Here is a 24,091-nt window from a genome sequence, read left to right as displayed (position 1 = left end):
CCCGGTCGGCGTCGCGCGAATGCGGTGAGTCGGCAGGTCTCTTGGCTGGCAGGTCTTCGTTCGCGCCGGCCTTCCCGGTAAAAACCAGTGGCAGTGGAGCGCGGACTCGCTGCGTACAATTGCGGGGGCAGCCACAGTTTTGCTGTGTTCCCTATTAGCCCCTGAGTTTGACAACCCCGGGGCACCGACGGACCTGTATTATGCCCGCTTTTATCGACCATCCAAGCGCTTCGAGGCCGTCCGCGCGCGTTGTGCGGCGGCGTGAAGCGCTTGTCGAACCGCAAAAAGGAGGCGGCGCATGTCGACCTGGCTGACCGTGGTGGGGATCGGCGAAGACGGCTGGCACGGCCTTTCCCGCATGGCGCGGCGAGCGCTGCTCGACGCGCAGTCGATTCACGGCGGCGAGCGCCACCTCGCGCTGCTGCCGGCGCGCATCGCCGCGCGCCGCGTGCCGTGGCCGAAACCCTTTTCACTCGATGCCGTGCTCGGCGATCGCGGCGACGCCACGACCCGCGTGTGCGTGCTCGCAAGCGGCGATCCGATGTGCTTCGGCGTCGGCGCGACGCTCGCGCGCGAAGTCGCCAACGAGGAAATGCGCGTCATTCCCGCGCCGTCGTCGCTGTCGCTCGCGGCGGCGCGCCTGCGCTGGGCGCTGCAGGACGCGGTGTGCGTGTCGCTCGTCGGGCGGCCCGTCGCGTCGCTGCTCGCGAGCCTGCATCGCGGCGTGCGCCTGCTCGTGCTTTCCGCCGACGGCACGACGCCCGCCGCCGTCGCCACGCTGCTGACCGCGCACGGCTTCGGCGCGAGCCGCATGACCGTGTTCGAGCATCTCGGCGGCGCGAACGAACGCCGTATCGACGAGCGCGCCGACGACTGGCGCGAGCCGCTCGCCGCCGCGCTCAATCTCGTCGCGATCGAATGCCGCACGCACGCGGGCCATGCCGGTCCGCCGCTTACGCCGGGCCTTCCCGACGACGCCTATCGGCACGATGGCCAGCTCACCAAGCGCGACGTGCGCGCGGTGACGCTCGCGCATCTCGCGCCGCAGCCGGGCGAATTGCTGTGGGATGTCGGCGCGGGCTGCGGCTCGATCGGCATCGAGTGGATGCGCGCGCACGGCGCGTGCCGCGCGTTCGCGATCGAATCGAACGAAAGCCGGCAGCGTCTCATCGAGCACAACCGCGACGCGCTCGGCGTGCCCGCGCTGCAGCTCGTGCGAGGCGAGGCGCCCGCCGCGCTCAATGGCCTGCCCGCGCCCGATGCCGTGTTCATCGGCGGCGGCCTGACCGCGCCGGGCGTGCTCGATGCGTGCTGGGCGCGTCTGCGTCAGGGCGGACGGCTCGTCGCCAATGCGGTGACGCTGCAAAGCGAAGCGGCGCTCGTCGAGTGGCGCGCGCGGCATGGCGGCGAGCTGACGCGTATCGGCATCACACAGGCGGAGCCGCTCGGCAGTTTCGATACGTGGCGGCCCGCGCTGCCGATCACGCTTTTGCACGTGAGCAAACCGTGACGCAATATGCGTGACGAAACCTATGCGTGACGAAACGCCGGAAAAAGCCGCGCCGCTCAGAAGCGGCTACACGACGGGAAGCTGCGCGACCGCGACGAGCCTCGCGGCTGCGCGCCTGTTGCTGCTCGGCGAGACGGGCGAGCGCGCGGAGATCGTGCTGCCGAAGGGCCGGCGCGTGACGATGATGCTCTCGTTCTGCCGCCGCGCGTCCGACGAAAGCGATGCGGCCGAGGCGGGCGTCATCAAGGATGCGGGCGACGATCCCGACGTGACGCACGGCGCGCTCGTGTTCGCGCGCGTGCGGCTGTCCGATGAACCGGGCGTGCGTTTTCATGCGGGACCGGGCGTTGGCACCGTGACGCGCGCGGGGCTCGCGCTCGCCGTCGGCGAACCGGCGATCAACCCGGTGCCGCGCAGGATGATGACCGAACATCTCGAAGCGCTCGCCGCGAGCGCCCATTACCACGGCGGTTTCGAAGTCAGTATCGGCGTGGAGAACGGCGAGGCGCTCGCGCAGAAGACGATGAACCCGCGCCTCGGCATCGTCGGCGGCTTGTCGATACTCGGCACGACGGGCATCGTCAGGCCGTTTTCGTGCTCGGCGTATATCGCGTCGATTCATCAGGGCATCGATGTCGCGCGGGCGAACGGTTATCGGCATATCGCCGCGTGCACCGGCAATCAGAGCGAGGACGCGATGCGCGCGCGTTACGGCCTGCCCGACATCGCGCTGATCGAAATGGGCGACTTCGTGGGCGCCGTGCTGAAGCACCTGCGCCGCGCGAACGTCGACAAGCTCAGCCTGTGCGGCGGCTTCGGCAAGCTGTCCAAGCTGGCGGCGGGGCACATGGATCTGCACAGCCGCAGCTCCAGCATCGACTTGCCGCTGCTCGCCGTCTGGGCCGCCGATGCGGGCGCGAGCGCGGCGCTGCAGGCGTCGATCCGCGCGGCCAACACGAGCCAGGAAGCGCTCAGGCTCGCCCGCGCCGAAGGCATCGCGCTCGGCGATATCGTGTGCCGGCGCGCGCGCGATGTCGCGCTCGACGTGCTGCCAGCGGGCATCGCCGTCGAGACCTTCGCGATCGACAGGCAGGGCAACATTGTCGGGAGCGCGGCATGAAGCGCGTGCTTCTGCTCGGCGGCACCGGCGACGCCCTTGCGATCGCGCGTGCGCTTCCCGAGGCCGCGCACGTCTACAGTCTCGCGGGCCTCGGGCGCGTGCCGGCGGATCTCGCGTGCGCGGTGCGCGTCGGCGGGTTCGGCGGCATCGAAGGGCTCGCGCGTTATCTGCTCGACGAGACGATCGCGCTCGTCGTCGATGCGACGCATCCGTACGCCGCGCAGATGAGCCGCCACGCGCACGCGGCGTGCGCGATCGCGCGCGTGCCGCTCTGGGCGGTGCGTCGTCCCGCATGGCAGGCGCAGCCGGGCGACGACTGGCGCCACGCGTCGGACTGGGGCGATATCGTCGAACGGATCGCGGCGTTTCATCGGCCGCTGTTCACGCTCGGGCGCGAGCCGCTCGCGCATCTGCACGACATTCCCGCATCGCAATACTGGACGATTCGCTGTCTCGACGCGCATCCGGGCAATGCGCGCGCGCATATCATCGATGCGCGCGGTCCGTTCGATCTCGCAGGCGAGCGCGCGCTGTTCGACGCGGCGCACATCGATGTCGTCATCAGCAAGAACAGCGGCGGGCGCGCGACCGAGGCGAAGCTGGCCGTTGCGCGTGAGCGCGGCTTGCCCGTCGTGATGCTCGCGCGGCCCGCGCTGCCCGCCGCCGACCGAATCTTCGACGATGCCGCGAGCGCGCGCGATGCGCTCCTGCATTGGCTCGACCGAACCCACACATCCGAAACATGACCGTCTATTTCATCGGCGCCGGACCGGGCGATCCCGAACTCATCACCGTCAAGGGGCAGCGGCTCATTCGCGCGTGTCCCGTGATTCTTTACGCCGGGTCGCTCGTGCCGAAGGAAGTGCTGGAGGGGCATCGCGCGGCGAAATGCATCGACACGGCCGAGCTCGATCTCGATGCGATCGTCGCGCTTCTGCATGAAGCGCACGCGAACGGGCACGATGTGGCGCGCGTGCATTCGGGCGATCCGTCACTGTACGGCGCGATCGGCGAGCAGATCCGCAGGCTCGATGCCCTCGCGATTCCTTACGAAGTGGTGCCGGGCGTGACGGCGGCGGCGGCATCGGCGGCGGCGCTGAAGCGCGAGCTGACGCTGCCCGGCATCTCGCAGACGGTGATCCTCACGCGCTACGCGACGAAGACGTCGATGCCCGAAGGCGAAAACCTTGCCGATCTCGCGCGCCATCGCGCGACGCTCGCCATTCATCTCGGCGTGCGGCATATCGAGCGCATCGTCGCCGATCTGATGCCGCACTACGGCGCGGATTGCCCGGTGGCTGTCGTGTTTCGCGCGAGCTGGCCGGACGAGACGCGCGTGCAGGGCACGCTCGCGGACATCGCATCGAAGGTGCGCGCGGCGGGCATGGAGCGCACCGCGATGATTCTGGTCGGCCGCGTGCTGAGCGCGGAAGGCTTCGCGGACTCGACGCTCTACGCGAAGGACTGAGCACGCCATGCGCGATCTCGACGCCGTTTTCGACGCGCTCGCGAAATCCGCGTTCCGGCGGCGCTTCGCGCTCGGCGTGCGGGAAGGGAAGTACCTGCGGGAGAAGGGCATCGACACGGTCGTCGCGCAGGCGCGTGAGTTGATCGGCAAGCGGCTCGCCCCGCAGGCGCCTTTGAACGACGGGAAGCAGACACCGTTTCGCGGGCATCCGGTATTCATCGCGCAGCACGCGACGGCGACGTGCTGCCGCTCGTGCCTCGCCAAATGGCATGGCATCGCGGCGGGCAAAATACTCGACGATGCCGAGCGCCGGCATGTCGTCGATGCGATCGAGCGCTGGCTGCGCGCGCAGCCGCTTCCGGCCGCGAACGCCGGCGCGCCAGACGACCCGCAGCGCAAATTACCTTTCTGAGTGCCGCTTCATCGCGCATGGTCCATTGCCGGAACGGCGGCCACCGTGCCGGTATCGGCGGCTTCTAGACGCGCGTGCCGTATCGCCACGACCATCAGCGACGCGAAAACCTGCGGCCCCAAACCCACGCCGAAATGCCTGGCGAGCAGATCGCCCTACGCGAAAAACCTCATCAAAGGACCCCATATCTTTTATGGTCTGCGTAAAGGATCAACCGTCGGACGATATGCACAATATTCGAAAACCCACCGCGACCGTTGCAACGAATTAGGCTCATCCGCCGTTCTGGATGGCGACATCACGCCGGCGCGGAGTTGTGGTAACTTCAGTCGGCGAGCGGCAAGGCGCGCCCGCATCAAGTAATGGCCGATTCACGTCGGCTGACGATTCGAACGTCGAATTTGATGCAGAGGAGCCGTTGGATGAATCTCGTTACCCAGCTTCGGCGCGGTCATCTTCTGAAGCACACCGACTTGTCGGGCCTCGGGCTCGAACTGGGGCCCTACGACCAGCCGACCGTTTTCAAATCCGAAGCGCAAGTGCGCTATCTGGACTGGAAGAATCGTGAACAGCTGGTGCGCGAATGCACTCATCCCGATCTCATCGAGCAGATTCCGGAGATCGATTACGTCGTCAAATCGAACCGGTATGGCGACTACATCAGCGACACATTCGACTACATCATCGCGAATCACGTGATGGAGCACGCGCCGAACATGATCCAGTGGCTCGCGGATCTCTGCGCGATGATGAACGATGGCGGCATCCTGTTTCTCGCCTTGCCCGACAAGAAATTCAGCTTCGACAAGTATCGGCAGGACACGGCGCTGAGCCACTTCGTCGCCGAATATCTGGCGGGTGTCGAAGCGATTCCGCGCGAGCATCAGATCGAGTGCGAAATCTATTACGACGAGGCATTCGTCAATCGGCCGATGAACGTGCGTGACAAGCTCAATCTCGACCGCATCAGGCAGAAGCTGAAGGCGCCGCCGCACGTCGGCATTCACAGCCACGTGTTCGACAGCGATACCATCGAAAGCAAGGTGCTGAAGCCGATTCTGATGATGGGCTTCCTGACGTTCAATCTCGTCGATTTCGTGCCGGCCAGAGGCGAGACGGGCGGCGAGATGATCATCGTGCTGCGCAAGGAACCGCCAAACGTGACGCTCACGACGGAGGCGTTCTATACGGCGCCAGCCAGCATCGAAAAGCGGCTCGTCGATGCTGAGAGCCGGCTCGCGCAAGCCGATAGCGCGCTGGCCGACACACGGCGCGATCTCGCCGATGCCGAAAGCAGACTCGCCGATGCCGATCGCAAGCTCGGCGACACGCTCGACAAGCTACGCGTGTCGCAAGCCGAGCTTCAGGCCAGCAACGCGGCGATCGCGGAGTTCGTCTCGTCCACTTCCTGGCGTATCACCGCGCCGCTTCGACGCGTCGTCACCGTGCTGCGAGGAAACGGCGCGCGCGGTCACACGCGCGCCGGCTAGCCCGGCGCATTGCGCTTCAGCGCGCGCTCTCGCGCGGCGCGCGCCGCCCCTTCGCCCGCCGCGCCATCATGTTCAGCCCCTCGACCAGCGCCGAGAACGCCATTGCCGCGTAGATATAGCCCTTCGGCACATGCGTGCCGAATCCTTCGGCGACGAGCGTCATCCCGATCACGAGCAAAAAGCCGAGCGCGAGCATCACGATCGTCGGATTGCGCTCGATGAAGCGCGACAGCGGGCCCGCCGCGAACAGCATGACCGTCACGGCGGCGATCACCGCGACGAACATGATCGGAATGTGCTCGGTCATGCCGACCGCCGTCACGATGCTGTCGATCGAAAACACGAGATCCAGCAGCAGGATCTGGCCGATCGCCGATAGCGGCGTCAGGCTCTTGCCCGATTCGGCGCCGGCGTGCTCGTCGGCGTCGTGCGCGACGTGATGGTGGATTTCCGTCGTCGCTTTCCACACGAGAAACACGCCGCCCGCGATCAGGATCAGATCGCGCCACGAGAAGCCGTGGCCGAATGCCTCGAAGATCGGCGTCGTGAGGCGCACGATCAGCGCGACCGTGCCGAGCAGTCCGAGCCGCATCACGAGCGCGAGCGCAATGCCGATGCGCTGCGTGCGCTCCCGATGCGCCGCGGGCAGCTTGTTGGTCAGGATCGAGATGAAGATCAGGTTGTCGATGCCGAGCACGACTTCCATGACGACGAGCGTCGCGAGGGCGGCCCAGGCGGCGGGATCGGCGAGAAGAGCGACGAGGTAGTCCATGGTTTGAAAGAGGTTCGACGATGAGGGCGTGATATTAGCGTGATCGGCGGGAAAAATGAAAGGAACCTGAAACCTTCATGAGAAATCGAACGGTTCTTCTGGAGCGCGCCGGGCGGCGTCGGTAATTCTGTCAAGGAAATTTAGCAAATAGGCGACAAATGCCGGATTTGAAACGCTTATTTGCGCCTCTTCTGATGATGCGCTGCGTCATTTACGGGTAAACTCCTATCCTTTCGCGCCGCCTGCCCGCGGCCGCCGTCCAACCTCCTGTCGCCGCAGGACATCACACTGAGCCGCATGCAGGGTAAATCACAACGTCTCGTCGAGCTGGACTTCTTCCGGGGACTGGTTCTGCTGATCATCGTCGTCGATCATATCGGCGGCAGCATGTTGTCGCGCTTCACGCTCCATGCGTTCGCACTGAACGACGCAGCGGAAGTGTTCGTGTTCCTCGGCGGTTTCGCCACCGCGACGGCGTACCTGTCGCTCGCCGCGCGGCGCTCGGAAAGCGCGGCGCGCGTTCGGTTCCTGAAGCGCGCGTTCGAGCTGTATCGCGCGTTTCTCGTCACCGCGGCGCTGATGCTCGTCGCATCCTTCCTGCTGCGGCCCTTCTTCGGTCACGCGCCGAATCTCGCGCTGCATGATCTCGACAGCCTCGTGTCGGAGCCGGTTTCGTCGATCGCGCAGATTCTCACGTTCGAGCGCCAGCCGTATCTCGCCGCCGTCCTGCCGATGTACGCGCTCTTCGCGCTCGCCGTGCCGCTCATGCTGCCGGTCGCGCGCAGCAAGCCGTGGCTCCTGCTCGGGCTGAGCCTCGCGCTGTGGGCGTTCGCGCCGCAGATCGGCGAATACATGCCTTCCGTCGACGACAACCTCTGGGACTTCAATCCCGCCGCCTGGCAGTTGATGTTCGTGCTCGGCGTGCTGGCGCGCTGCCAGCCGGTTTACCAGCGCGTGAGCACGAACCGGTTCGGCTGGGTCGTGAGCGCGGGCGCCGTCGCGTTGATCGCCGGCATGGCGTACTACAAGCTGCTCGTGCTGCCGCCCGTGCTGGACAGCGCCTTCAAGCGCGATCTGGCGGGCGCGCGGGTCGTCAACTTCCTCGCCATCGCGTGGATCGCGGCTAACTTCGCGCGCTACGGCATCGTGAAGGAAGTGTCCCGCCGCTTGCCCTGGGTCGGGGCGCTGGGGCGCGACGGCATGTTTTCGTTCGTCGCGGGCACGGTGATTTCCCTCGTCGTCGATTCGATCCTGTTCACGCTGACCGATGGCCTCGTCAATGTGCCGGCGGGACTGGCCGCCGATGCGATCGCGATCGGTGCGCTGCTCGCCGTGCCGCGCGTGCATCAGTCGCTCGCGGGCTGGATCGGCACGCGTCCGGCGGCGCCGGCGGCAGCCGCTGCAACCGCTGCAACCGCGACCGTGGCGGCGACGGACAATCGCGCGCGCGGCGTGCGCTGAGATTCACTGGAGCGGGCGGTTCGCCGCCCGCTTTTATTTTGTGCATCTCGCGCAACTAACGGTCTCGCATTCCAACCACCTCGAACAAAAAACCTCCAGTCGGGGCACACGCTTTGCAGGCGAAGGTCATCAAGACAAAAAAACCGGAACCGCCATGCTCAAGCTCGCCATTCTCTTCGCGATCATTTCCGTCGTCGCCGGTCTCTTCGGCTTTACGCGCGTATCGTCCGGCGCGGCGGGCATCGCCAAGATCTGCTTCTTTATCTTCCTGATCCTGTTCGTCGTGTTCCTGGTCGTCGCGATCACGGCGGGGTCGCTCGTGCTGTAGCGCCCGAAGCGGCCGCGCGGGCGCATCCGCGTGCTTCCTCGAATCGACCCGCGCGGCGCGACGGTGTTACATTGCGCCGAGGAGACATTCACGCGGCGGCGGGGCGGCGCCTTGCCCGATCCCGTGCGCAGTGAATCGAAAAGGAGGAGGCGATGCAGCATGCCATCGGCGCGGCCTTGCAGCCCGCGCAACGCGACGTCATCCGTCATTCGCACGAACGCTCGGCCACATTCGGGCTGTTCGAGACGATGCGCCCGGATTACGCCGTGCTGTCCGGCGCGGAGCTCGCCGTGAAGCTCGACGAAAGCCGCGTGCTCTTCGCGCACGCGCTGCCGGTGATGGAGACGCTGTACGCGCAGATCGCCAATACCCACAGCATGATCGCGCTGACCGACGCGGGCGGGCTCATCCTGCATTCGCTCGGCGACGACGATTTCCTCGCCCGCGCTGAGAAAGTCGCGCTGCGGGCGGGCGCGTTATGGAACGAAGAGCATCAGGGCACGAACGCGATCGGCACGACGATCGCCGAGCGCACCGCCGTCACCGTGCACGGCGACCAGCACTATCTGCGCGCCAATCATTTCCTCACGTGCTCGAGCGTGCCGATTCTCGATCCGCACGGCAATCTCTCCGGCGTGCTCGATGTCACCGGCGACCGTCGCGGCTATCACCAGCACACGATGGCGCTCGTGAAAATGTCCGGGCAGATGATCGAGAACCGGCTGATCGCCAGCGCATTCGGCGACGGGCTGCGCCTGCGCTTTCATAGCCGGCCGGAGTTCATCGGCACCTTGATGGAAGGCATCGCGGTATTCGATCTCGACGGCCGTCTCCTGTGCGCGAACCGCAGCGCGCAATTCCAGCTCGGCCTCGAACTGGGGCATCTGCGTTCGCAGTCGCTCGAGGCATTGTTCGGCGCGCGCGCCGACGTGCTCATCGCGCGCGCGGGCAATGCGCCGTGCCGGCTCGAGCTGCATAGCGGCGTCGTCGTGTTCGCGAGCGTCGATTTTCATGCGCGCGCGGCGTCGAACATTGTGGCTTCGACGAATGCCGTCGCCGTGAGCGAGCGGGCGACGTCCAGCCTCGCCGAACTCTGCACCGGCGACGCGCAGATCAGCGACATCGTCGCGCGCGTGCGGAAGGTCATCGGCAAGAACATCCCGATTCTGATCGGCGGGGAAACGGGCGCGGGCAAGGAAATGCTCGCGCGCGCGATTCACAGCGATTCGCCGCGCCGCGCGGGGCCGTTCGTCGCGGTGAATTGCGCGTCGCTGCCGGAGACGCTGATCGAATCCGAACTGTTCGGCTATGCGCAAGGCGCGTTCACGGGCGCGGCGAAGCGCGGCGCGATCGGCAAGATCATGCAGGCGAACGGCGGCACGCTCTTTCTCGATGAGATCGGCGACATGCCGCTCGCCATGCAAAGCCGCCTGCTGCGCGTGCTGCAGGAACGCGTCGTCGAGCCGCTCGGCGCGGCGCGCGCGATGCCGGTCGATTTCACGCTGATCTGCGCGAGCAACCGCAAGCTGCGCGAGCGCGTCGGGGAAGGGCAGTTTCGCGAGGACCTGTATTACCGCATCAACGGTCTTTCGGTGACGCTGCCGCCGCTCGCGGCGCGCACCGATTTGCGCGCGGTCGTCGACCGGATCTTGCGTCACGAGCGTTTCGCGGGCCGCGTCGTGAGCATCGAGGAAGACGTGCTCGCGCTCTTCGCGCGGCATCCGTGGCCGGGCAACTTCCGGCAGTTGAGCAACGTGCTGCGCACGGCATCCGCGATGCTCGACGATCACGATACGCATATCCGCGTCGAGCATCTGCCGCACGATTTTCTCGACGAACTGGGCGAACGCGCCCCGGCGGAAGACGTGCCGGTGCTCGCGGGCGGCGCGCGTCTCGCCGATATCGAGGCGGGCGCGGTGGCGGCGGCGCTCAAGGCGCACGGCGGCAATGTGTCGGCGACGGCGCGCGCGCTCGGCATATCGCGCACGACGCTGTATCGCAAGCTGCGCGTCTAGGCTTCGAGCGTTCCGGCGTCCGGGGCGGGCAACGCGCCGCTGAGGTCTTTCAGGCCGACGCCGGTGAGCTTCAGTCTGCGCGCTTCGTTCAGCAGCCACATCAGCTTGAAAGCGGCGGTTTCGTAGTCGAGCCCTTCGGGACGCACATTGGAGATGCAGTTGCGTTCGGCATCGTGGCGGCCCGCGCGCGGCGCGTAGGTCACGTAGAGGCCGAGGCTGTCGGGCGAACTGAGCCCCGGCCGCTCGCCGATCATCACGACGACGATCTTCGCCCGTAAAAGCTCACCGATGCGGTCGCCGAGCGCGACGCGCGCCTGCGTCGCGATCACGACGGGCGCGATGGTCCAGCCTTCGAGCTTCGCGCGCAGGCTCGCGAGCAGCGGCGCGACGTGACGTTGCGCGGCGAACGCGGACAAGCCATCGGCGGCGACGAAAGCGAGGTCGAACCCGGACGCGTACGCCGCGAGCCGTTGCGCGCTTTCATCTTCCAGCATGCGGCCGAGATCGGGGCGGCGCAGATAGACATCGCGATCCGGCGCGGCGCTGCGCGCGTCGAGCGTAGCGAAGCCGGCGGCGCGCAGCGTTTTTGCGAGCGCGGCGGTGTCGAGTGGCTGATGCACCGCGTCGCGCGCCTGCGCATGCGCGAGCTCGAACGCGAGCAAGGGCGCGGTCGGCAGGCTGCTGCCCGCGCGGCCGAGCGCGATGCGCGCATTCGTGAAACGCCGCAGCGCGTCCCAGGCATCGGCGTGCGTCATGAGTCGATCCATTCGAGCAAAGGTTGCGCGGATGCCGCGAGCAGCGCGCCGTGTCCGTCGGTGACGCGCATCTTCGCGAGCCACGCTTCGAACTCCGGCGCGCGCTTCAGGTTCAGGGCGCGCCGGACATAGAGCGCGTCATGAAACGACGTGCTCTGATAGTTGAGCATGACATCGTCCGCGCCCGGCACGCCCATGATGAAGTTGACGTTCGCCACGCCGAGCAGCGTGAGCAGCGTGTCCATGTCGTCCTGATCCGCTTCGGCGTGATTCGTGTAGCAGATGTCGCAGCCCATCGGCACGCCGAGCAGCTTGCCGCAGAAATGATCTTCGAGTCCCGCGCGGATGATCTGCCGGCCATCGTAGAGATATTCCGGGCCGATGAAGCCGACCACCGTGTTCGTCAGCAGCGGACTGAAGCGGCGCGCGACCGCGTAGGCGCGCGCCTCGCAGGTCTGCTGATCGACGCCGTGATGCGCGTTCGCCGAGAGCGCGCTGCCTTGCCCCGTCTCGAAGTACATGACGTTGTCGCCAATGGTGCCGCGTTTCAGCGACAACGCCGCGTCGCGCGCTTCCTCCAGCAGCGCAAGCGTGACGCCGAAGCTCGCGTTCGCGCGCTCGGTGCCCGCAACCGACTGAAACACGAGATCGACGGGCGCGCCTTGGCCGATCGCGGCGAGCGTATTGGTCACGTGCGTGAGGACGCAGGATTGCATCGGCACGTCGTAGCGCTGGCGGAAGTCGTCCATCATCGCGAGCAGCCTGCCGATGGCGGCGGGCGAATCCGACGCGGGATTCACGCCGATGACGGCATCGCCGCAGCCGTACAGGAGGCCGTCCAGCATCGATGCGGCGATGCCCTTCGGATCGTCGGTCGGATGATTCGGCTGCAGGCGCACGGACAAATGCCCGGGCAGGCCGATCGTCGTGCGAAAGCGCGTGACGACCGGGCGTTTTCGCGCGGCGAGGATCAGATCCTGATTGCGCATCAGCTTGGAGACGGCCGCGGCCATCTCCGGCGTGACGCCCATCGTGATGCCTTCGAGCGCGGCGGTGTCGGTGCTGTCGGCGAGCAGCCATTCGCGGAACTCGCCGACGGTCAGATGCGCGATGGGCGCGAACGCGTCGCGCGAATGGGTATCGACGATGAGCCGCGTGACTTCGTCGTCCTCGTAGGGAATGACCGCGTCGTCGAGGAACGCGGCGAGCGGCACCTGGGCGAGCGCCAGTTTCGCGGCGACGCGCTCTTCCTCCGTCGACGCCGCGACGCCCGCGAGCTCGTCGCCGGAGCGGCGCGGGCTCGCGCGCGCGAGCAGCGTCTTAAGGTCGTCGAAACGGTAGCGGCGCGCGCCGATCGTCTCGTGATAGCTCATCGCTCCCCCTGGATGGATCGATTGAAGCACTTTAGCCGCTTCGCGCGCGCCGCGCCTCGATCAAAAATGCGCCTCCGGGCCGAAACCCGCGCGCATGCGATAATTTTTCGCTTGATTCAGCCAAAGCCCGCCCGCAAGCCCGTGAAAAACCTGCTCGTTTCCATCGATCGTCTGGGCGATTTCCAGGAAATCGTCGACGTCCGCACGCCGCTCGAATTCGCCGAGGATCACATTCCCGGCGCGATCAACGCGCCCGTGCTCAGCAATGAAGAGCGCGTGATCATCGGGACGATGTACAAGCAGGTCTCGCCGTTCGAGGCCACGCGCGTAGGCGCGGCGATGGTCGCGCGCAATATCGCGATGCATCTCGACACGATCTTCGCCGACAAGCCGCGCAACTGGCGCCCGCTCGTCTATTGCTGGCGCGGCGGCAAGCGCTCCGGCTCGATGACGACGTGGCTCAACATGATCGGCTGGCAGGCGCGCCAGCTCGACGGCGGCTACAAGAGCTACCGGCGCGACGTGGTCGAGCGGCTCGGCACGCTGCCCGGGCGTTTTCGCTATGTCGCGCTGATCGGCCATACGGGCAGCGGCAAGACGCGGCTCTTGAAGGCGCTCGATTTGGCGGGCGCGCAGACGCTCGACCTCGAAGGGCTCGCGGCGCATCGCGGATCGCTGCTCGGCGCGCTGCCGGGCCGCCCGCAGCCGTCGCAAAAGGCGTTCGATTCGGCGCTTGTCGATACGCTCTCGCGCTTCGATCCGGCCCGGCCGGTGTTCGTCGAGGCGGAAGGGCGGCGCATCGGCGCGATCACGATGCCCGACGCCGTGCTCGACAGCCTGCACGCGGCATCGTGCGTGGAAGTGAAGGCGCGGCGCGGGGACCGCATCGCGTTTCTGCTGCAGGATTACGCGCATCTCTTCGACGAACCAACGTTCTTCAAGGCGCAACTGTCGAAGCTGATCGCGCTGCATAGCCGCGAGCGCGTCGAGCACTGGCATCGGCTGATCGATGAAAACGCGCGCGCCGAGCTCTTCGCCGAGCTGATCGACCGTCATTACGATCCCGCCTACGGGCGCAGCAGCCGGGCGCTTTATACGGAACTGCCGCATGCCGCGCACGTGCTGTTCCGTCCGAACGACGCGGATAGCGTCGATCAGGCGAAGGCCTTGCTCGCGCAACTCGCCGAGACGACGCCCGCGCCCGGCTAACCCAAATTCAACATTCGAAAGAAAAAGATATGACCACGCTCCGACAACCTCGCGTCGCTCTCGGCTGGATGGTGTTTCTGCTGATCGCCGTCGTGGGCCTGTTCTACGTGAAATGGTTTCCGTACTACAACCGCGCGTTCGTCGCGGCGAGCCAGCATTCCATCGGCAAGTCGATTTTGATGGGCACGGCGGCGAGCGCGCCGGAGCCGTCGTGGCAGGCCGCGCTCGATTACGCAATGGCCTACGGCAAGGCGATCTGGCAGGCGATGGTGCTCGGACTTTTGCTCGGCTCCGCGGTGCAGGCGCTGATTCCGCCGCGCTGGGTCGCGCGGGCGCTCGGCGAGCACAACTTCGGCAGCGTCGTGAACGGCGGGCTCATGTCTCTGCCGGGGATGATGTGCACGTGCTGCGCGGCGCCGGTCGTCGCGGGCTTGCGCGCGCGTGAGGCGGCGCCGGGCGCGGCGGTTGCCTTCTGGCTCGGCAATACGGTGCTCAATCCGGCCGCGCTGGTGTTCATGGGCTTCGTGCTCGGCTGGGAGTGGACCGGCCTGCGCTTCGTGCTCGGCGTGCTGATGGTGTTCGGCCTCGGCTACGCCGTCAATCGCATGGTGACGCCCGCGCAGGCGGCGGCATCGCGCGCGGCGCTCAGCAAGTTGATCGAAGAAGACGAGCCGGGCACCGCGTTCTCGCGCTGGATCAAGATCCTCGGCCGGATGACCTTGCGGCTCGTGCCGGAGTACATCGTGCTCGTGCTGCTGCTCGGCGCGGCGCGCGCGTGGCTCTTTCCGCACATCGGACCGGATATCGGCAACGGCATGCTGTGGATCGCCGCATTCGCCGTCGCCGGCACGCTGTTCGTGATTCCGACGGCGGGCGAGGTGCCCATCATCCAGGCGATGCTGTCGCTCGGCATGGCGGCGGGGCCCGCCGGCGCGCTGCTGATGACGCTGCCGCCCGTCAGCGTGCCGTCGCTCGCGATGCTCGCGCGGTCGTTTCCGCCGCGCGTGCTGGCGTTCGTGGCGTTGTCGGTCGTCGGCTTCGGAATCGTGAGCGGGGTAGTTGCGGCGGCGTTGTTCTGAGCGCGCGCTCAGTCAGTGAATCGCCGCGCCCGCCTTGATCAGCAACTTGAACGGCAGCGCGAGCAGCATCGCGCCGCCGACGCCCGCCACCCATAGCGCGACGAACCAGAACACCTTCCGCGCGCGCTCAATGGTAGTGATGTTCGCCATGGCGCACCTTTCCTCTGAAGACCCAATACCCTAACGTCGTGTAAGCGACGATCACCGGCAGAATCACCGCCGCGCCGACGATCGTGAAGAGCTGGCTCGAACGGGGCGCGGCCGCATCCCAGATCGATACGCCCGGGAAAATCTCATGCGGCGATATGCTCGCGATGAGCCCCGCATAGCCGAGCAGCACGAAGCCGAGCGCCACCGCGAACGGCCGCTTTTCGTGACGCGACTCGATCGAGCGGCGCATCGTCCACGCGCACGCCGCGACGAGCACCGGCACCGGCAGCAGCCGATAGAACAGCGGCGAGTCGAACCAGCGCGACGCGATGTCCGCATCCTGCAGCGGCGTCCAGATGCTGACCACCGCGATCGTCGCGAGCTGCAGCACGGTCAGCGGCCATACGACGCGATACATCCGCCGCTGGAGATCGCCTTCGGTCTTCGCGATCAGCCAGCACGCGCCGAGCAGCGCATACGTGACGACGAGCGCGGCGCCCGTGAAGATCGAGAAGGGCGTGAACCAGCCGAAGGCGTCGCCGGCGAACCGGCCATCGGCCACTGGAATGCCGCCGAGGAACGCGCCGAGCGCCACGCCCTGAAAGAAGGTCGCGCCCGCCGATCCGCCGATGAACGCGAGGTCCCACATGTGTTTCGTGCGCTGCGCCTTCGCGCGGATCTCGAACGACACGCCGCGGAAGATCAGGCACACGAGCATCAGCACGAGCGGCAGATAGAGCGCGGAGAGCACGGTGGAATAGACCATCGGAAACGCGGCGAAGAGCCCCGCGCCGCCGAGCACGAGCCACGTTTCGTTGCCGTCCCAGACGGGCGCGACGGTGTTCATCATCACGTCGCGATCGTGCTGGTCGGGAAAGAACGGAAAGAGAATGCCGATGCCGAGATCGAAGCCGTCGAGCACCACGTAGAGAAAAAGGCCCAACGCGATGATCGCGGCCCAGGCGAGTGTGAGATCCATATGCTTAGGCTCCTTCGATGGATTGATGCGGAAGGCTGAGCGGCCGGCGCGCGCTGCCGTCGCCCGCTGCCGGCTCGGGCGTGTGCGAGCCAGGCAGCGCGGGACCGTGGCGCAGCAGCTTCAGCATGTAGTAGATGCCGGTGCCGAAGACGATCGTGTAGACGATCACGAACGCGAGCAGCGACACGCCGACTTGCTGCGCCGTCACGGGCGACACGGCATCGGCGGTGCGCATCACGCCGTACACGACCCACGGCTGGCGACCCGCTTCGGTCGTGACCCAGCCCGCGAGCAGCGTGATGAAGCCGGTCGGGCCCATGGCCAGCGCGAAGCGATGGAACCAGCGCGCGTCGAACAGCTTGCGCCTGCGATGCAGCCACCACGCGGCGAACGACATCACGATCATCAGCACGCCGAGGCCCGCCATCACGCGGAAGCTCCAGAACACGAGCGTCGAGTTCGGACGCTCGTCCTTTGGAAATTCCTTCAGGCCGCGAATCTCGCCGTCCCAGCTATGCGTGAGGATCAGGCTGCCGAGATGCGGAATCGATACCGCGTACTTCGTGGTTTCGGCTTCCATGTCGGGAATGCCGAAGAGATTGAGCGCGGTGCCGCCTTTCTCGGTGTCCCAGATGCCTTCGATGGCCGCGATCTTCGCCGGCTGATGTTCGCGCGTGTTGAGACCGTGCGCATCGCCGACGAACGCCTGAATCGGCGTCAACGCGAGCAGCAGCCACAGCGACATCGAGAACATCTTCCTGATGGCCGGATCGCGCCGGCCTTTCAGCAGATGCCACGCGCCGGTCGCGGCCACGACGAGCGCCGCCACGATGAACGCCGCGATCGCCATGTGCGCGAGCCGGTACGGAAACGACGGGTTGAAGATGATCGCCCACCAGTCCACCGGCACGACATGATCGCCCTCGATGCGAAAGCCCTGCGGCGTCTGCATCCAGCTATTGGACGCGAGAATCCAGAACGTGGAGATGAGCGTGCCGATCGCGACCATCAGCGTCGCGCCGAAGTGCGCTTTCGGACCGACCTTGTTCCAGCCGAACAGCATGATGCCGAGGAAGCCCGCTTCGAGGAAGAACGCGGTCATCACTTCGTACGTGAGCAGCGGGCCGGTGACCGGTCCGGCGAAGCTCGAGAAGCCGCCCCAGTTGGTGCCGAATTCGTATGCCATGACGACGCCCGACACGACGCCCATGCCGAACGCAACGGCGAAGACCTTCGACCAGAAAAGACACAGTTCCTTGTAGACCGGTTTGCCGGTCTTGAGCCAGGCGCCTTCGAGCACCGCGATGAAGCTCGCGAGCCCGATGGAAAGCGCTGGAAAGATGATGTGAAACGAGACGGTGAACGCGAACTGGATTCGCGCCAGATCGAGTGCTTCGGGAGTCGAATGCATGATGACTTGTGCCTTGAAATTCACGCGTGTGCCGCGTTGGAAAGCGGTTTGCCCCGTACCGGATCGGGCATGTGACGGGTCGGAGCTTAGCGCCAATTTCGAGAAAGTGTTGCGCTGCGTCAGTGATCTTGCATTGCGCGCAAATGCCGCAGTTTCAAGGGTTTAGCGCGTCTACCGGGTTGATTTGCGGGGAATTTTGGGATGACCGGATAGTGCGGTGCGGCAAGAGCGCGCAGGCGCTTTCGCGACAATCGACCGCACTGTTCGGCGCTGACGCGTTCGAGGCAGGGAAACAAGTTTTACGATATGCCGGCACGAGACGTGCGAGCGGCCCGAGTACCATAGTGGTTTTCGTACACGCGCGTGGCGCGGGCAGGAAGGAGAAGCATCATGCGTCTGGATGACGAAGCAGAAAGTCAAAATGTCGAAGACCGGCGCGGCGGGGGCGGCTTTCGGATCGGCGGCGGATCGATCGGCATTGGCACGATCGTCGTCGCGCTCGCGGCATCGTATTTTTTCGGCATCAATCCGATGACGATCATCAACGGCGCGCAGGTCTTGCAAGGCAACGCGCCGCAACAGCAGGCCGCGCCGAGCAACGCGCCGCCTGCCAACGATGCCGGTGCCGTGTTCGTGCGCCGCGTGCTCGGCAACACCGAGCGCACCTGGCAGCACATCTTCCGCGCGCAGTTCAATCAGGACTATCCGGTGCCGAGGCTCGTGATGTTCTCCGGCGCCACGCAGACCGCGTGCGGCACGGGGCAGACGGCGATGGGGCCGTTCTACTGTCCCGGCGACCGCAAGGTGTACATCGATCTCTCGTTCTATCGGGAGTTGCGCGACCGCTTCGGCGCGAGCGGCGACTTCGCGCAGGCTTATGTGATCGCGCATGAAGTCGGGCATCACGTGCAGAACGTGCTCGGGATCATGAACAAGGTCGATCAGGCGCGCTCGCGGATGTCTCGCGAACAGGCCAATGCGCTGTCGGTGCGCGTCGAATTGCAGGCGGACTGCTTCGCTGGCGTCTGGGCCGCGGTCGCGCAACGCGACAATGCGAAGCTGATCGAACCGGGTGATTTCGAGCAAGGTCTGAACGCGGCCGCCGCGATCGGCGACGACCGCCTGCAGCAGCAATCGCAAGGGCGCGTCGTGCCCGAGGCGTTCACGCATGGCACGAGCGCGCAGCGCCAGCGCTGGCTGCGGCGCGGTCTGACGACGGGCGATGTCGGCCAGTGCGACACGTTCTCAACACGCTCGTTATAAGGACCATGGCGGCCCCTCACGCCGCCTCCGCATCCCGAAATTGGACTATCCTGAATCGTCGCACTGCGCCGGTTCAGCGTCGCACTTACACATGGTGACGGTGCGATCGTCTCAAATTCGTTAAAATCGCGGGTTTTTCCGGGGTGCGGACAGCCGCCCCATGCGATGCCGCGACCTCGCGTCGGCATGCGCGCCGGAGCACTCTCGGACTGTTCATGAAGCGAATTCTGATCGTCAAAGTCACGTCGCTCGGCGATATCGTCGAGACGCTTCCGGTCGTCTCGGATTTGCGGCGCGCGTTCCCGGACGCCAAAGTCGACTGGGCCGCCGACGCCGCCTTTGCCGACATCATCCGCTGGAATCCCGGCGTCGATCGCGTGCTGAGCGCGCCCCTGCGCAAGTTCAAGAAGGCGCGCAACCTGAATGATCTCAAGGAGATCGCCGCGTCCATCGGCGAGCTTCGGGCTGAAAAATACGACGTGATCGTCGATATTCACGGCGTCTACAAGAGCGCGATCATCGCGTTCATTGCGCGGGGCCGGCGGCGCTACGGTTATCTGAATCAGGATCTCGGCGAGCGCGGCGCGGCCTTCGCCTACAACGCGCGTTTCGGTCCGCGTCCGCTGACCGATGCGTGGCGCGGCATGCGGGTGAGCGTCGCCGACGCGCTCGGCTACCGGTTCGACGAGACGCCCGATTACAACATCCGCCTGCCCGCGCTCACGCGTGACCTGGAAATCCCGCGCGGCGCGCCCATCGCGATGCTCTTCCACGCGACGTCGGCGGACGTCAAGAAGTGGCCCAAGGCGAACTGGGGCGAGGTGGGCCGCTGGCTCGCCGCGCGTGGCTACTCGATCGCGCTGCCATGGGGCACGGAGCGCGAGCGCGAAGAGGCGCAGGCCATCGCGGCGCTCGTGCCGGGTGCGACGGTGCTGCCGAAACTTTCGGTCGAGGAATGCGCGCACTGGATTCAGGCGTCGGAACTCGTCGTCGGCACGGATACCGGGCTGGTGCATCTCGCGCATGCGCTGCAGCGCCGCACGGTCATGCTGTTCGCCGCCACTTCGCGCGAGCATTTCGGCGTGAGCGATCCCGGGCGCTCGGTCTCGGTCGGAGAAGAGGGCGCGGCGCCGGACGTGCCGCAAGTTCTGGCTGCCATCGAAAGCGTGACCGGTGCGCCGCCGCGAACGATCTCCCGTTCGGCGGAGACCAGCGCCGTGAATCGCTGACCCACGGTTATCTCGTAAAAGATTTTATGCGCATAAAACTTTGCGCCGTCAGTGATGGTAGGAAGTCCCTGCGCCGAGAGATATATCAGCGTGCGCTAACGTAAAACTTGCCGCACGATACTTGACGGCAGAGTCGGCAAGCATGACGATTGCGGAAATACTTAAGAATCGTCCTATAAGATGACCGAAGAAACCGTCGACGGGGCGAGCCAAGCATTGGTTCGCCTCGAAGCTTCCGAGATTCCGCTGAACGCATCGCTCGAATGGCCGATCGTTGCCGCCGATGGCGCGACGCTGTTCGATGCCGGCGCCATCGTGCCGGATGCGCCGGCCCGCGAATTCATGTTTCGGCATTTCGAACCGCATCGCGCGGTTCAGGAGCCGGCCCCGAGCATGCCCGGCGAGGACGCCGTCAAGGACGGGCCGCCGACGCTCGAGGACATCGGCCTCACGATCGGCGTGCGGGTCGGCCTGCGCGGCACTGGCGGGGTGGGTTCCGTGATGTACGCGAGCCGCGTGATCGGCTTCTCCACGCCGCGCCGCAACGGCGAGCGTTCGCTCTTCGTGACACAACCATTGATGACGGGCTTCGATCCGCTCGAGCTCACGCTCGGCGAGCAGGTCGATCTCGTCGCGCTCACGGGGCGCGGCGTTTTCCGCTTCGCCTGCACTGTCGACGCGACCTGCCGCGAGCCGTTCAACTACGCGGTGCTGTCGGCGCCGGGTGCGATCCGTAAATTGCGCACGCGCAAGTTCGCGCGCATGCCGACGCGGCTCGTCGCGCATTTCGCCGCCGAAGGCGAGCCGGACCGCGCGCGCCGGCTGGCCCGCGTGAGCGACATCAGTCCTTATGGCATGTCGCTGACCGTCGCGAATCCGGCCGCGCGCATGGGCGACCGCTTGCAGGTCTCGTTTCAGTTCAAGACCGATGGCGTGGACGTGAAGATCGACGCCATTGCGATCGTGCGCCATGTCGGCACGTCGGACCCCGCCGACGGCAGCGCGGCCTATGGGCTCGAGTTCGAATCGCTCGAGCCGTCGCAGCGTATTGCGCTGAAGTCGTTCATGGCCGAGCACAGCTAGCCGCCCGATATGCACGACCGGGCCCGGTCTCGCGCCGGGCCGATGGCCGAAGCGGCTCAGTTCCCCGGAAAGCCGTCCGGAAAGAGCCGCTCGACCGCCGACTCGAAATGCTGGACCGGCGCCGTGCCGCGCAGTGCGATCGGCGCGGGCGCTTCCTGGCCGGGCGCGGGTTCGCGCGACAGCACCGCGAACGGCACGCCGCTCACGCCCAGCTTCTTCGCGAACTCCTCGTCTTCGATCACGAGATCGGTGTACGTGCCGTCATCGAGCGCTTCTTCGAGCATCTCGGGATCCACGCCGCAGGTCGCCGCGATATCCAGCAGCGCATCGGTGTCGCCGATGTCGATGCCTTCCTCGAAATACGCCTTGAAGATCGCGCGATGCACGAGATCGAAGCGACCGGATTCGCGCGCGAACAGCGCGGTTTCGAACGCCTTGCGGCTGCGCGGCGCGACGGGCGGCATGCGCATCGTCACGCCACGTTCTTCGGCGAGCGGGCGCACCGAGTTTTCCCACGACTCGAGGATCTTTTCGCCGTTGGGATCGAGCAGGGGCGTGGGCTCCGGGCGCAACTCGAACGCGTGCCAGCGGATCTCGACCGCGTCGCCGTACGCGTTGCGGAACTGATCGAGCACGGGCGTCTCGAGGTAGCAGAAAGGACACACGAAGTCAGACCAGACGTCGATGTAGAGTACGGGGCTTGTCATATAAGGCTCGGGCGGGTGCCGTTCACAATTCGTTCAAAATTCGTTCAAAACATCGTCCAAAATTTTAGCCGACTTTGACCTTGACCTCAGTCCACTCCCGACCGCGGCTGTCGCGGTATAGCGCGGTCATTTCGGCCGATTTGTGACCGAGCAGCGCCTGCGCGAAGTCGGCTCCATACTGCTCGGTATATAGGCGCGCGACGAGCGAACGCAGCTCGTGGAATGACGGCGGACTTTTTCCTTCCGGCGGCACGACGCCCGCGGCGTCACGTATGGCGGCAAACTTCGAACTCAGATTTCCGGGTGTGCACGGATCCCCAGGCATGCTTTTGCCACTCTTGCGGATATAGTGAATCGCGTGCTTTGGCACTACGGTGTCTCGACAGCGTTTGAGAACATCGCCGAGAGTCACGCCAAGAGCGTCCAAACGGAGATCAAGCGGAATGCGGAGCTTAGATTTGTTGCCCTCCTTGCCCTTCGATTGCTCGACCCATAGGAAGCCGTCATGCGCTTGATCGAAGCGCATTTTTGCAATGTCCTCGCGCCGCTGCCCGCAAACGAGCGCGAGCTCGATCGCGTTGGCGATCCAGCGGTGCTTACCTTGCTCGCGCGCCTTTGCGATGATCAGCTTGTACTCGTCGAGGGTCAGCCGGCTACGCGTAACCGTCGAGGTCGGCTTGAAGACGGCCTCGACTGGGCTTTTTCCGGCCTCTAGAAGCCCTTGCTCGATCGCCTGCCTGAAGACGTCCACCAGTCGTGAGCGCGTTTGTATTGCGGCGTAGGGGCCACGAGTATCGCGAACGTCTCGCAAAAAATCTGCAACGTCCTTGGGTCGAATCTTGGAGATTGCTTGTTCCGCGAACTTGGCTGCGCGAATGGCTCGCAAGTTGGAGCGCATGGCGACAGCGCTGTGCTTGTTTGCGGGGAGATTCGCCTTCTCATAGGTCTCGCACCATGCCGCAAGAGTGGCGTCGCCGCCGTCGATCTTCTGCAGCAGGGTGACGTCTCCGCGTCGGCGTAGCAGCTCAGCATTTGCCGTGCGGACCTGGGCAGCCGCAACTTTGAGGTCTCGCCCAAGGCCGACGGTTCTACCATCTTCAGGATTACGAAACCAATAGTATCCAGCCCTGTTCTGATAGAGGTTTGGCGGCCAAGTCCGGCGTGCCGCCGTGCGACGTCTAGCGGCCACCGATCATCCTCTCTAGAGTGCGTGCTGATGGATCCTCGTACGAGGCACTTGGCTCGCAGAAGTAGCGGTGCCCAATTTTTTTTTGGCTGGGGACTTATTTTGCCGCCCCTTATCCAGTTGAGAAGCGTGTTGCGGTGCGGGCAGTGCTCTCCGAAAACTTCTTCGGCCCACTCAGACACGGGGATCAATCTTGCCATTTTGACGCTCAAGTAAATAATTGCGGCTGAGCCGCATGGATTCTTCGATGTTGCTGGTCACTTTGCGCCTCATGGAATTTCGTCGTGCAGTCCACGGATCGCATCTCCGATTGTCCACGGGTTCTCGCCGCGCTTGAGCATGTCGTCGGCGAGCGAGGCCGCCTGTTCCACCGCTCGATGCTCCGCAGCGATCCAAGCCGTATGAGCAGCTATCCGCGCCATGCGATAAGTGCAGGCGCGCTCGTCGTCGAGGGCTGCGCCATCGTCCGGCTTCAGCACCGCATACCACGGCGTTGTCTTGATGTGCGCTCCGAACGCCTCAAGGGTGGTCATGCCATCACCTCCCGCCCCGCGTAATACGCAACATCACCCGCCACCGCAACCAACGGCATCTCGCCCGACGTGTGCGCGAGAAGATCATCGACGGTCGGCGCGAACCGCGGATGATCGAGCGGCACGCGCGCCTTCGTGAACATGCGCGCGACGATCGCTTCAGCTTGCACGTGCGTCATGTCGACGAGCACACGCTGCCCCTCGTGCGGTGCGTGATGTGGAGCGACGACGTCGTCGGCTGGCGCGTGTCCGAGCGTAACTTCGCCGCAGGACGGGCAGGGGATGACGAACGGTGCGCCGCCGTTGCGGCTGTTCCAGATCCGCTCACGATGCCCGCACGCGCACGCGTACCACATCAGCGCGTGACCGACGGAGTGGAGCATCGACACATCGGCGGCGGCCCGCGCCGCGCTCTTGCCGGCGCGCCGCAGTTCAGGATGGCGGTTTCATAACGGCCTTTGCATGGAAATCCGCCGACGCGTTGCCTACTCTTCCTGCGTACTCACCACGATCGGTGATGCCGGAGGTTGGCGATGAAGTGTCCATATTGCGCGGAAG

24 protein-coding genes and 1 riboswitch are annotated in these 24,091 nt (G+C 65.7%); of the genes, 14 read left to right on the top strand and 10 right to left on the bottom strand.

The features are described from left to right. Window positions 1–14: 14 nt before the first annotated feature. Window positions 15–204: riboswitch (cobalamin riboswitch) on the bottom strand. A gap of 94 nt (window positions 205–298) precedes the next feature. The 6 genes from cbiE to AC1Z32_RS30980 all read left to right on the top strand — a co-directional run bounded on the left by cbiE (window position 299) and on the right by AC1Z32_RS30980 (window position 6,000). Further along, window positions 299–1,510, top strand: coding sequence for a precorrin-6y C5,15-methyltransferase (decarboxylating) subunit CbiE (cbiE, locus tag AC1Z32_RS31005; protein ID WP_483482649.1), 1,212 nt, complete (start codon window positions 299–301; stop codon window positions 1,508–1,510). Window positions 1,511–1,532: 22 nt separating this feature from the next. Then, entirely contained in the window at window positions 1,533–2,630 is a 1,098-nt protein-coding gene (locus AC1Z32_RS31000; protein WP_483482648.1) for a cobalt-precorrin-5B (C(1))-methyltransferase, read from the top strand. Further along, window positions 2,627–3,376, top strand: a complete 750-nt coding sequence (locus tag AC1Z32_RS30995; protein ID WP_483482647.1) for a cobalt-precorrin-6A reductase — start codon at window positions 2,627–2,629, stop codon at window positions 3,374–3,376. Before AC1Z32_RS31000 ends, AC1Z32_RS30995 begins: the two co-directional genes overlap by 4 nt. Beyond that, window positions 3,373–4,098 carry a precorrin-4 C(11)-methyltransferase gene (gene cobM, locus AC1Z32_RS30990; RefSeq protein ID WP_483482646.1) on the top strand — a complete coding sequence of 242 codons (726 nt, stop codon included), beginning with the start codon at window positions 3,373–3,375 and terminating at the stop codon, window positions 4,096–4,098. The genes AC1Z32_RS30995 and cobM overlap by 4 nt, the downstream gene beginning before the upstream one ends. A 7-nt stretch (window positions 4,099–4,105) precedes the next feature. After that, a complete protein-coding gene (locus AC1Z32_RS30985; RefSeq protein ID WP_483482645.1) occupies window positions 4,106–4,510 on the top strand; it encodes a DUF4186 domain-containing protein in 405 nt (134 codons plus the stop codon). A 422-nt stretch (window positions 4,511–4,932) separates the two neighbouring features. Further along, window positions 4,933–6,000, top strand: coding sequence for a class I SAM-dependent methyltransferase (locus AC1Z32_RS30980; RefSeq protein WP_483482644.1), 1,068 nt, complete (start codon window positions 4,933–4,935; stop codon window positions 5,998–6,000). Between the two features lie 16 nt (window positions 6,001–6,016). Here the strand turns inward: AC1Z32_RS30980 and AC1Z32_RS30975 are convergent, their stop codons facing one another. After that, window positions 6,017–6,772, bottom strand: coding sequence for a TerC family protein (locus AC1Z32_RS30975; RefSeq protein WP_483482643.1), 756 nt, complete (start codon window positions 6,770–6,772; stop codon window positions 6,017–6,019). A gap of 297 nt (window positions 6,773–7,069) precedes the next feature. Here AC1Z32_RS30975 and AC1Z32_RS30970 point away from each other — a divergent pair, with 297 nt between their 5' ends. The 3 genes from AC1Z32_RS30970 (at window position 7,070) to AC1Z32_RS30960 (ending at window position 10,576) form a co-directional block, all read left to right on the top strand. Beyond that, entirely contained in the window at window positions 7,070–8,233 is a 1,164-nt protein-coding gene (locus AC1Z32_RS30970; RefSeq protein ID WP_483482642.1) for an OpgC domain-containing protein, read from the top strand. A gap of 154 nt (window positions 8,234–8,387) precedes the next feature. Beyond that, a complete protein-coding gene (locus AC1Z32_RS30965; RefSeq protein ID WP_064506644.1) occupies window positions 8,388–8,561 on the top strand; it encodes a DUF1328 domain-containing protein in 174 nt (57 codons plus the stop codon). 152 nt (window positions 8,562–8,713) lie between these two features. After that, window positions 8,714–10,576 carry a sigma-54-dependent Fis family transcriptional regulator gene (locus AC1Z32_RS30960; protein ID WP_483482641.1) on the top strand — a complete coding sequence of 621 codons (1,863 nt, stop codon included), beginning with the start codon at window positions 8,714–8,716 and terminating at the stop codon, window positions 10,574–10,576. On the opposite strand, the gene eutC is transcribed toward AC1Z32_RS30960, so the two are convergent. Then, window positions 10,573–11,331 (bottom strand): ethanolamine ammonia-lyase subunit EutC, encoded by a 759-nt coding sequence (gene eutC / locus AC1Z32_RS30955; RefSeq protein WP_483482640.1) that lies wholly within the window; start codon window positions 11,329–11,331, stop codon window positions 10,573–10,575. The genes AC1Z32_RS30960 and eutC overlap by 4 nt on opposite strands. Next, window positions 11,328–12,704 carry an ethanolamine ammonia-lyase subunit EutB gene (locus AC1Z32_RS30950; protein ID WP_483482639.1) on the bottom strand — a complete coding sequence of 459 codons (1,377 nt, stop codon included), beginning with the start codon at window positions 12,702–12,704 and terminating at the stop codon, window positions 11,328–11,330. Before AC1Z32_RS30950 ends, eutC begins: the two co-directional genes overlap by 4 nt. Before the next feature lie 141 nt (window positions 12,705–12,845). Here AC1Z32_RS30950 and mnmH point away from each other — a divergent pair, with 141 nt between their 5' ends. Beyond that, the gene (gene mnmH, locus AC1Z32_RS30945) at window positions 12,846–13,913 is read left to right on the top strand and encodes a tRNA 2-selenouridine(34) synthase MnmH (protein WP_483482638.1); all 1,068 of its coding nucleotides are present in this window, start codon (window positions 12,846–12,848) and stop codon (window positions 13,911–13,913) included. Window positions 13,914–13,942: 29 nt separating this feature from the next. Then, the gene (locus AC1Z32_RS30940) at window positions 13,943–14,992 is read left to right on the top strand and encodes a permease (RefSeq protein ID WP_483482637.1); all 1,050 of its coding nucleotides are present in this window, start codon (window positions 13,943–13,945) and stop codon (window positions 14,990–14,992) included. Between the two features lie 12 nt (window positions 14,993–15,004). On the opposite strand, the gene AC1Z32_RS30935 is transcribed toward AC1Z32_RS30940, so the two are convergent. Genes AC1Z32_RS30935 through AC1Z32_RS30925 form a run of 3 tightly spaced genes read right to left on the bottom strand, consistent with a single transcriptional unit; the run spans window position 15,005 to window position 17,532 of the window. Next, entirely contained in the window at window positions 15,005–15,142 is a 138-nt protein-coding gene (locus tag AC1Z32_RS30935; protein WP_167350994.1) for a hypothetical protein, read from the bottom strand. Next, entirely contained in the window at window positions 15,120–16,121 is a 1,002-nt protein-coding gene (cydB, locus tag AC1Z32_RS30930; protein ID WP_483482636.1) for a cytochrome d ubiquinol oxidase subunit II, read from the bottom strand. Before cydB ends, AC1Z32_RS30935 begins: the two co-directional genes overlap by 23 nt. 4 nt (window positions 16,122–16,125) lie before the next feature. Next, a complete protein-coding gene (locus AC1Z32_RS30925) occupies window positions 16,126–17,532 on the bottom strand; it encodes a cytochrome ubiquinol oxidase subunit I (protein ID WP_483482635.1) in 1,407 nt (468 codons plus the stop codon). 390 nt (window positions 17,533–17,922) lie between these two features. Here AC1Z32_RS30925 and ypfJ point away from each other — a divergent pair, with 390 nt between their 5' ends. The 3 genes from ypfJ to AC1Z32_RS30910 all read left to right on the top strand — a co-directional run bounded on the left by ypfJ (window position 17,923) and on the right by AC1Z32_RS30910 (window position 21,107). Next, complete coding sequence (gene ypfJ / locus AC1Z32_RS30920) at window positions 17,923–18,795, top strand: KPN_02809 family neutral zinc metallopeptidase (RefSeq protein ID WP_483482634.1); 873 nt, start codon at window positions 17,923–17,925, stop codon at window positions 18,793–18,795. 215 nt (window positions 18,796–19,010) lie between these two features. Beyond that, a complete protein-coding gene (waaC, locus tag AC1Z32_RS30915; RefSeq protein ID WP_483482633.1) occupies window positions 19,011–20,024 on the top strand; it encodes a lipopolysaccharide heptosyltransferase I in 1,014 nt (337 codons plus the stop codon). A 180-nt stretch (window positions 20,025–20,204) separates the two neighbouring features. Continuing rightward, window positions 20,205–21,107 carry a flagellar brake protein gene (locus AC1Z32_RS30910; protein WP_483482632.1) on the top strand — a complete coding sequence of 301 codons (903 nt, stop codon included), beginning with the start codon at window positions 20,205–20,207 and terminating at the stop codon, window positions 21,105–21,107. Window positions 21,108–21,163: 56 nt separating this feature from the next. Here the strand turns inward: AC1Z32_RS30910 and AC1Z32_RS30905 are convergent, their stop codons facing one another. The 4 genes from AC1Z32_RS30905 to AC1Z32_RS30890 form a co-directional block, all read right to left on the bottom strand. Then, window positions 21,164–21,814: a DsbA family oxidoreductase gene (locus AC1Z32_RS30905; protein ID WP_483482631.1), complete on the bottom strand. Its 651-nt coding sequence runs from the start codon at window positions 21,812–21,814 to the stop codon at window positions 21,164–21,166. Between the two features lie 64 nt (window positions 21,815–21,878). Continuing rightward, window positions 21,879–23,003 carry a tyrosine-type recombinase/integrase gene (locus tag AC1Z32_RS30900; RefSeq protein ID WP_483482630.1) on the bottom strand — a complete coding sequence of 375 codons (1,125 nt, stop codon included), beginning with the start codon at window positions 23,001–23,003 and terminating at the stop codon, window positions 21,879–21,881. Between the two features lie 266 nt (window positions 23,004–23,269). Continuing rightward, window positions 23,270–23,533 (bottom strand): hypothetical protein, encoded by a 264-nt coding sequence (locus AC1Z32_RS30895; RefSeq protein WP_483482629.1) that lies wholly within the window; start codon window positions 23,531–23,533, stop codon window positions 23,270–23,272. Further along, complete coding sequence (locus AC1Z32_RS30890; RefSeq protein ID WP_483482628.1) at window positions 23,530–23,916, bottom strand: hypothetical protein; 387 nt, start codon at window positions 23,914–23,916, stop codon at window positions 23,530–23,532. The genes AC1Z32_RS30895 and AC1Z32_RS30890 overlap by 4 nt, the downstream gene beginning before the upstream one ends. Window positions 23,917–24,091: the final 175 nt, after the last annotated feature.

The organism is Caballeronia sp. 11_S32, assembly GCF_056930355.1.
This window is presented reverse-complemented; position numbering and strand designations above follow the sequence as displayed.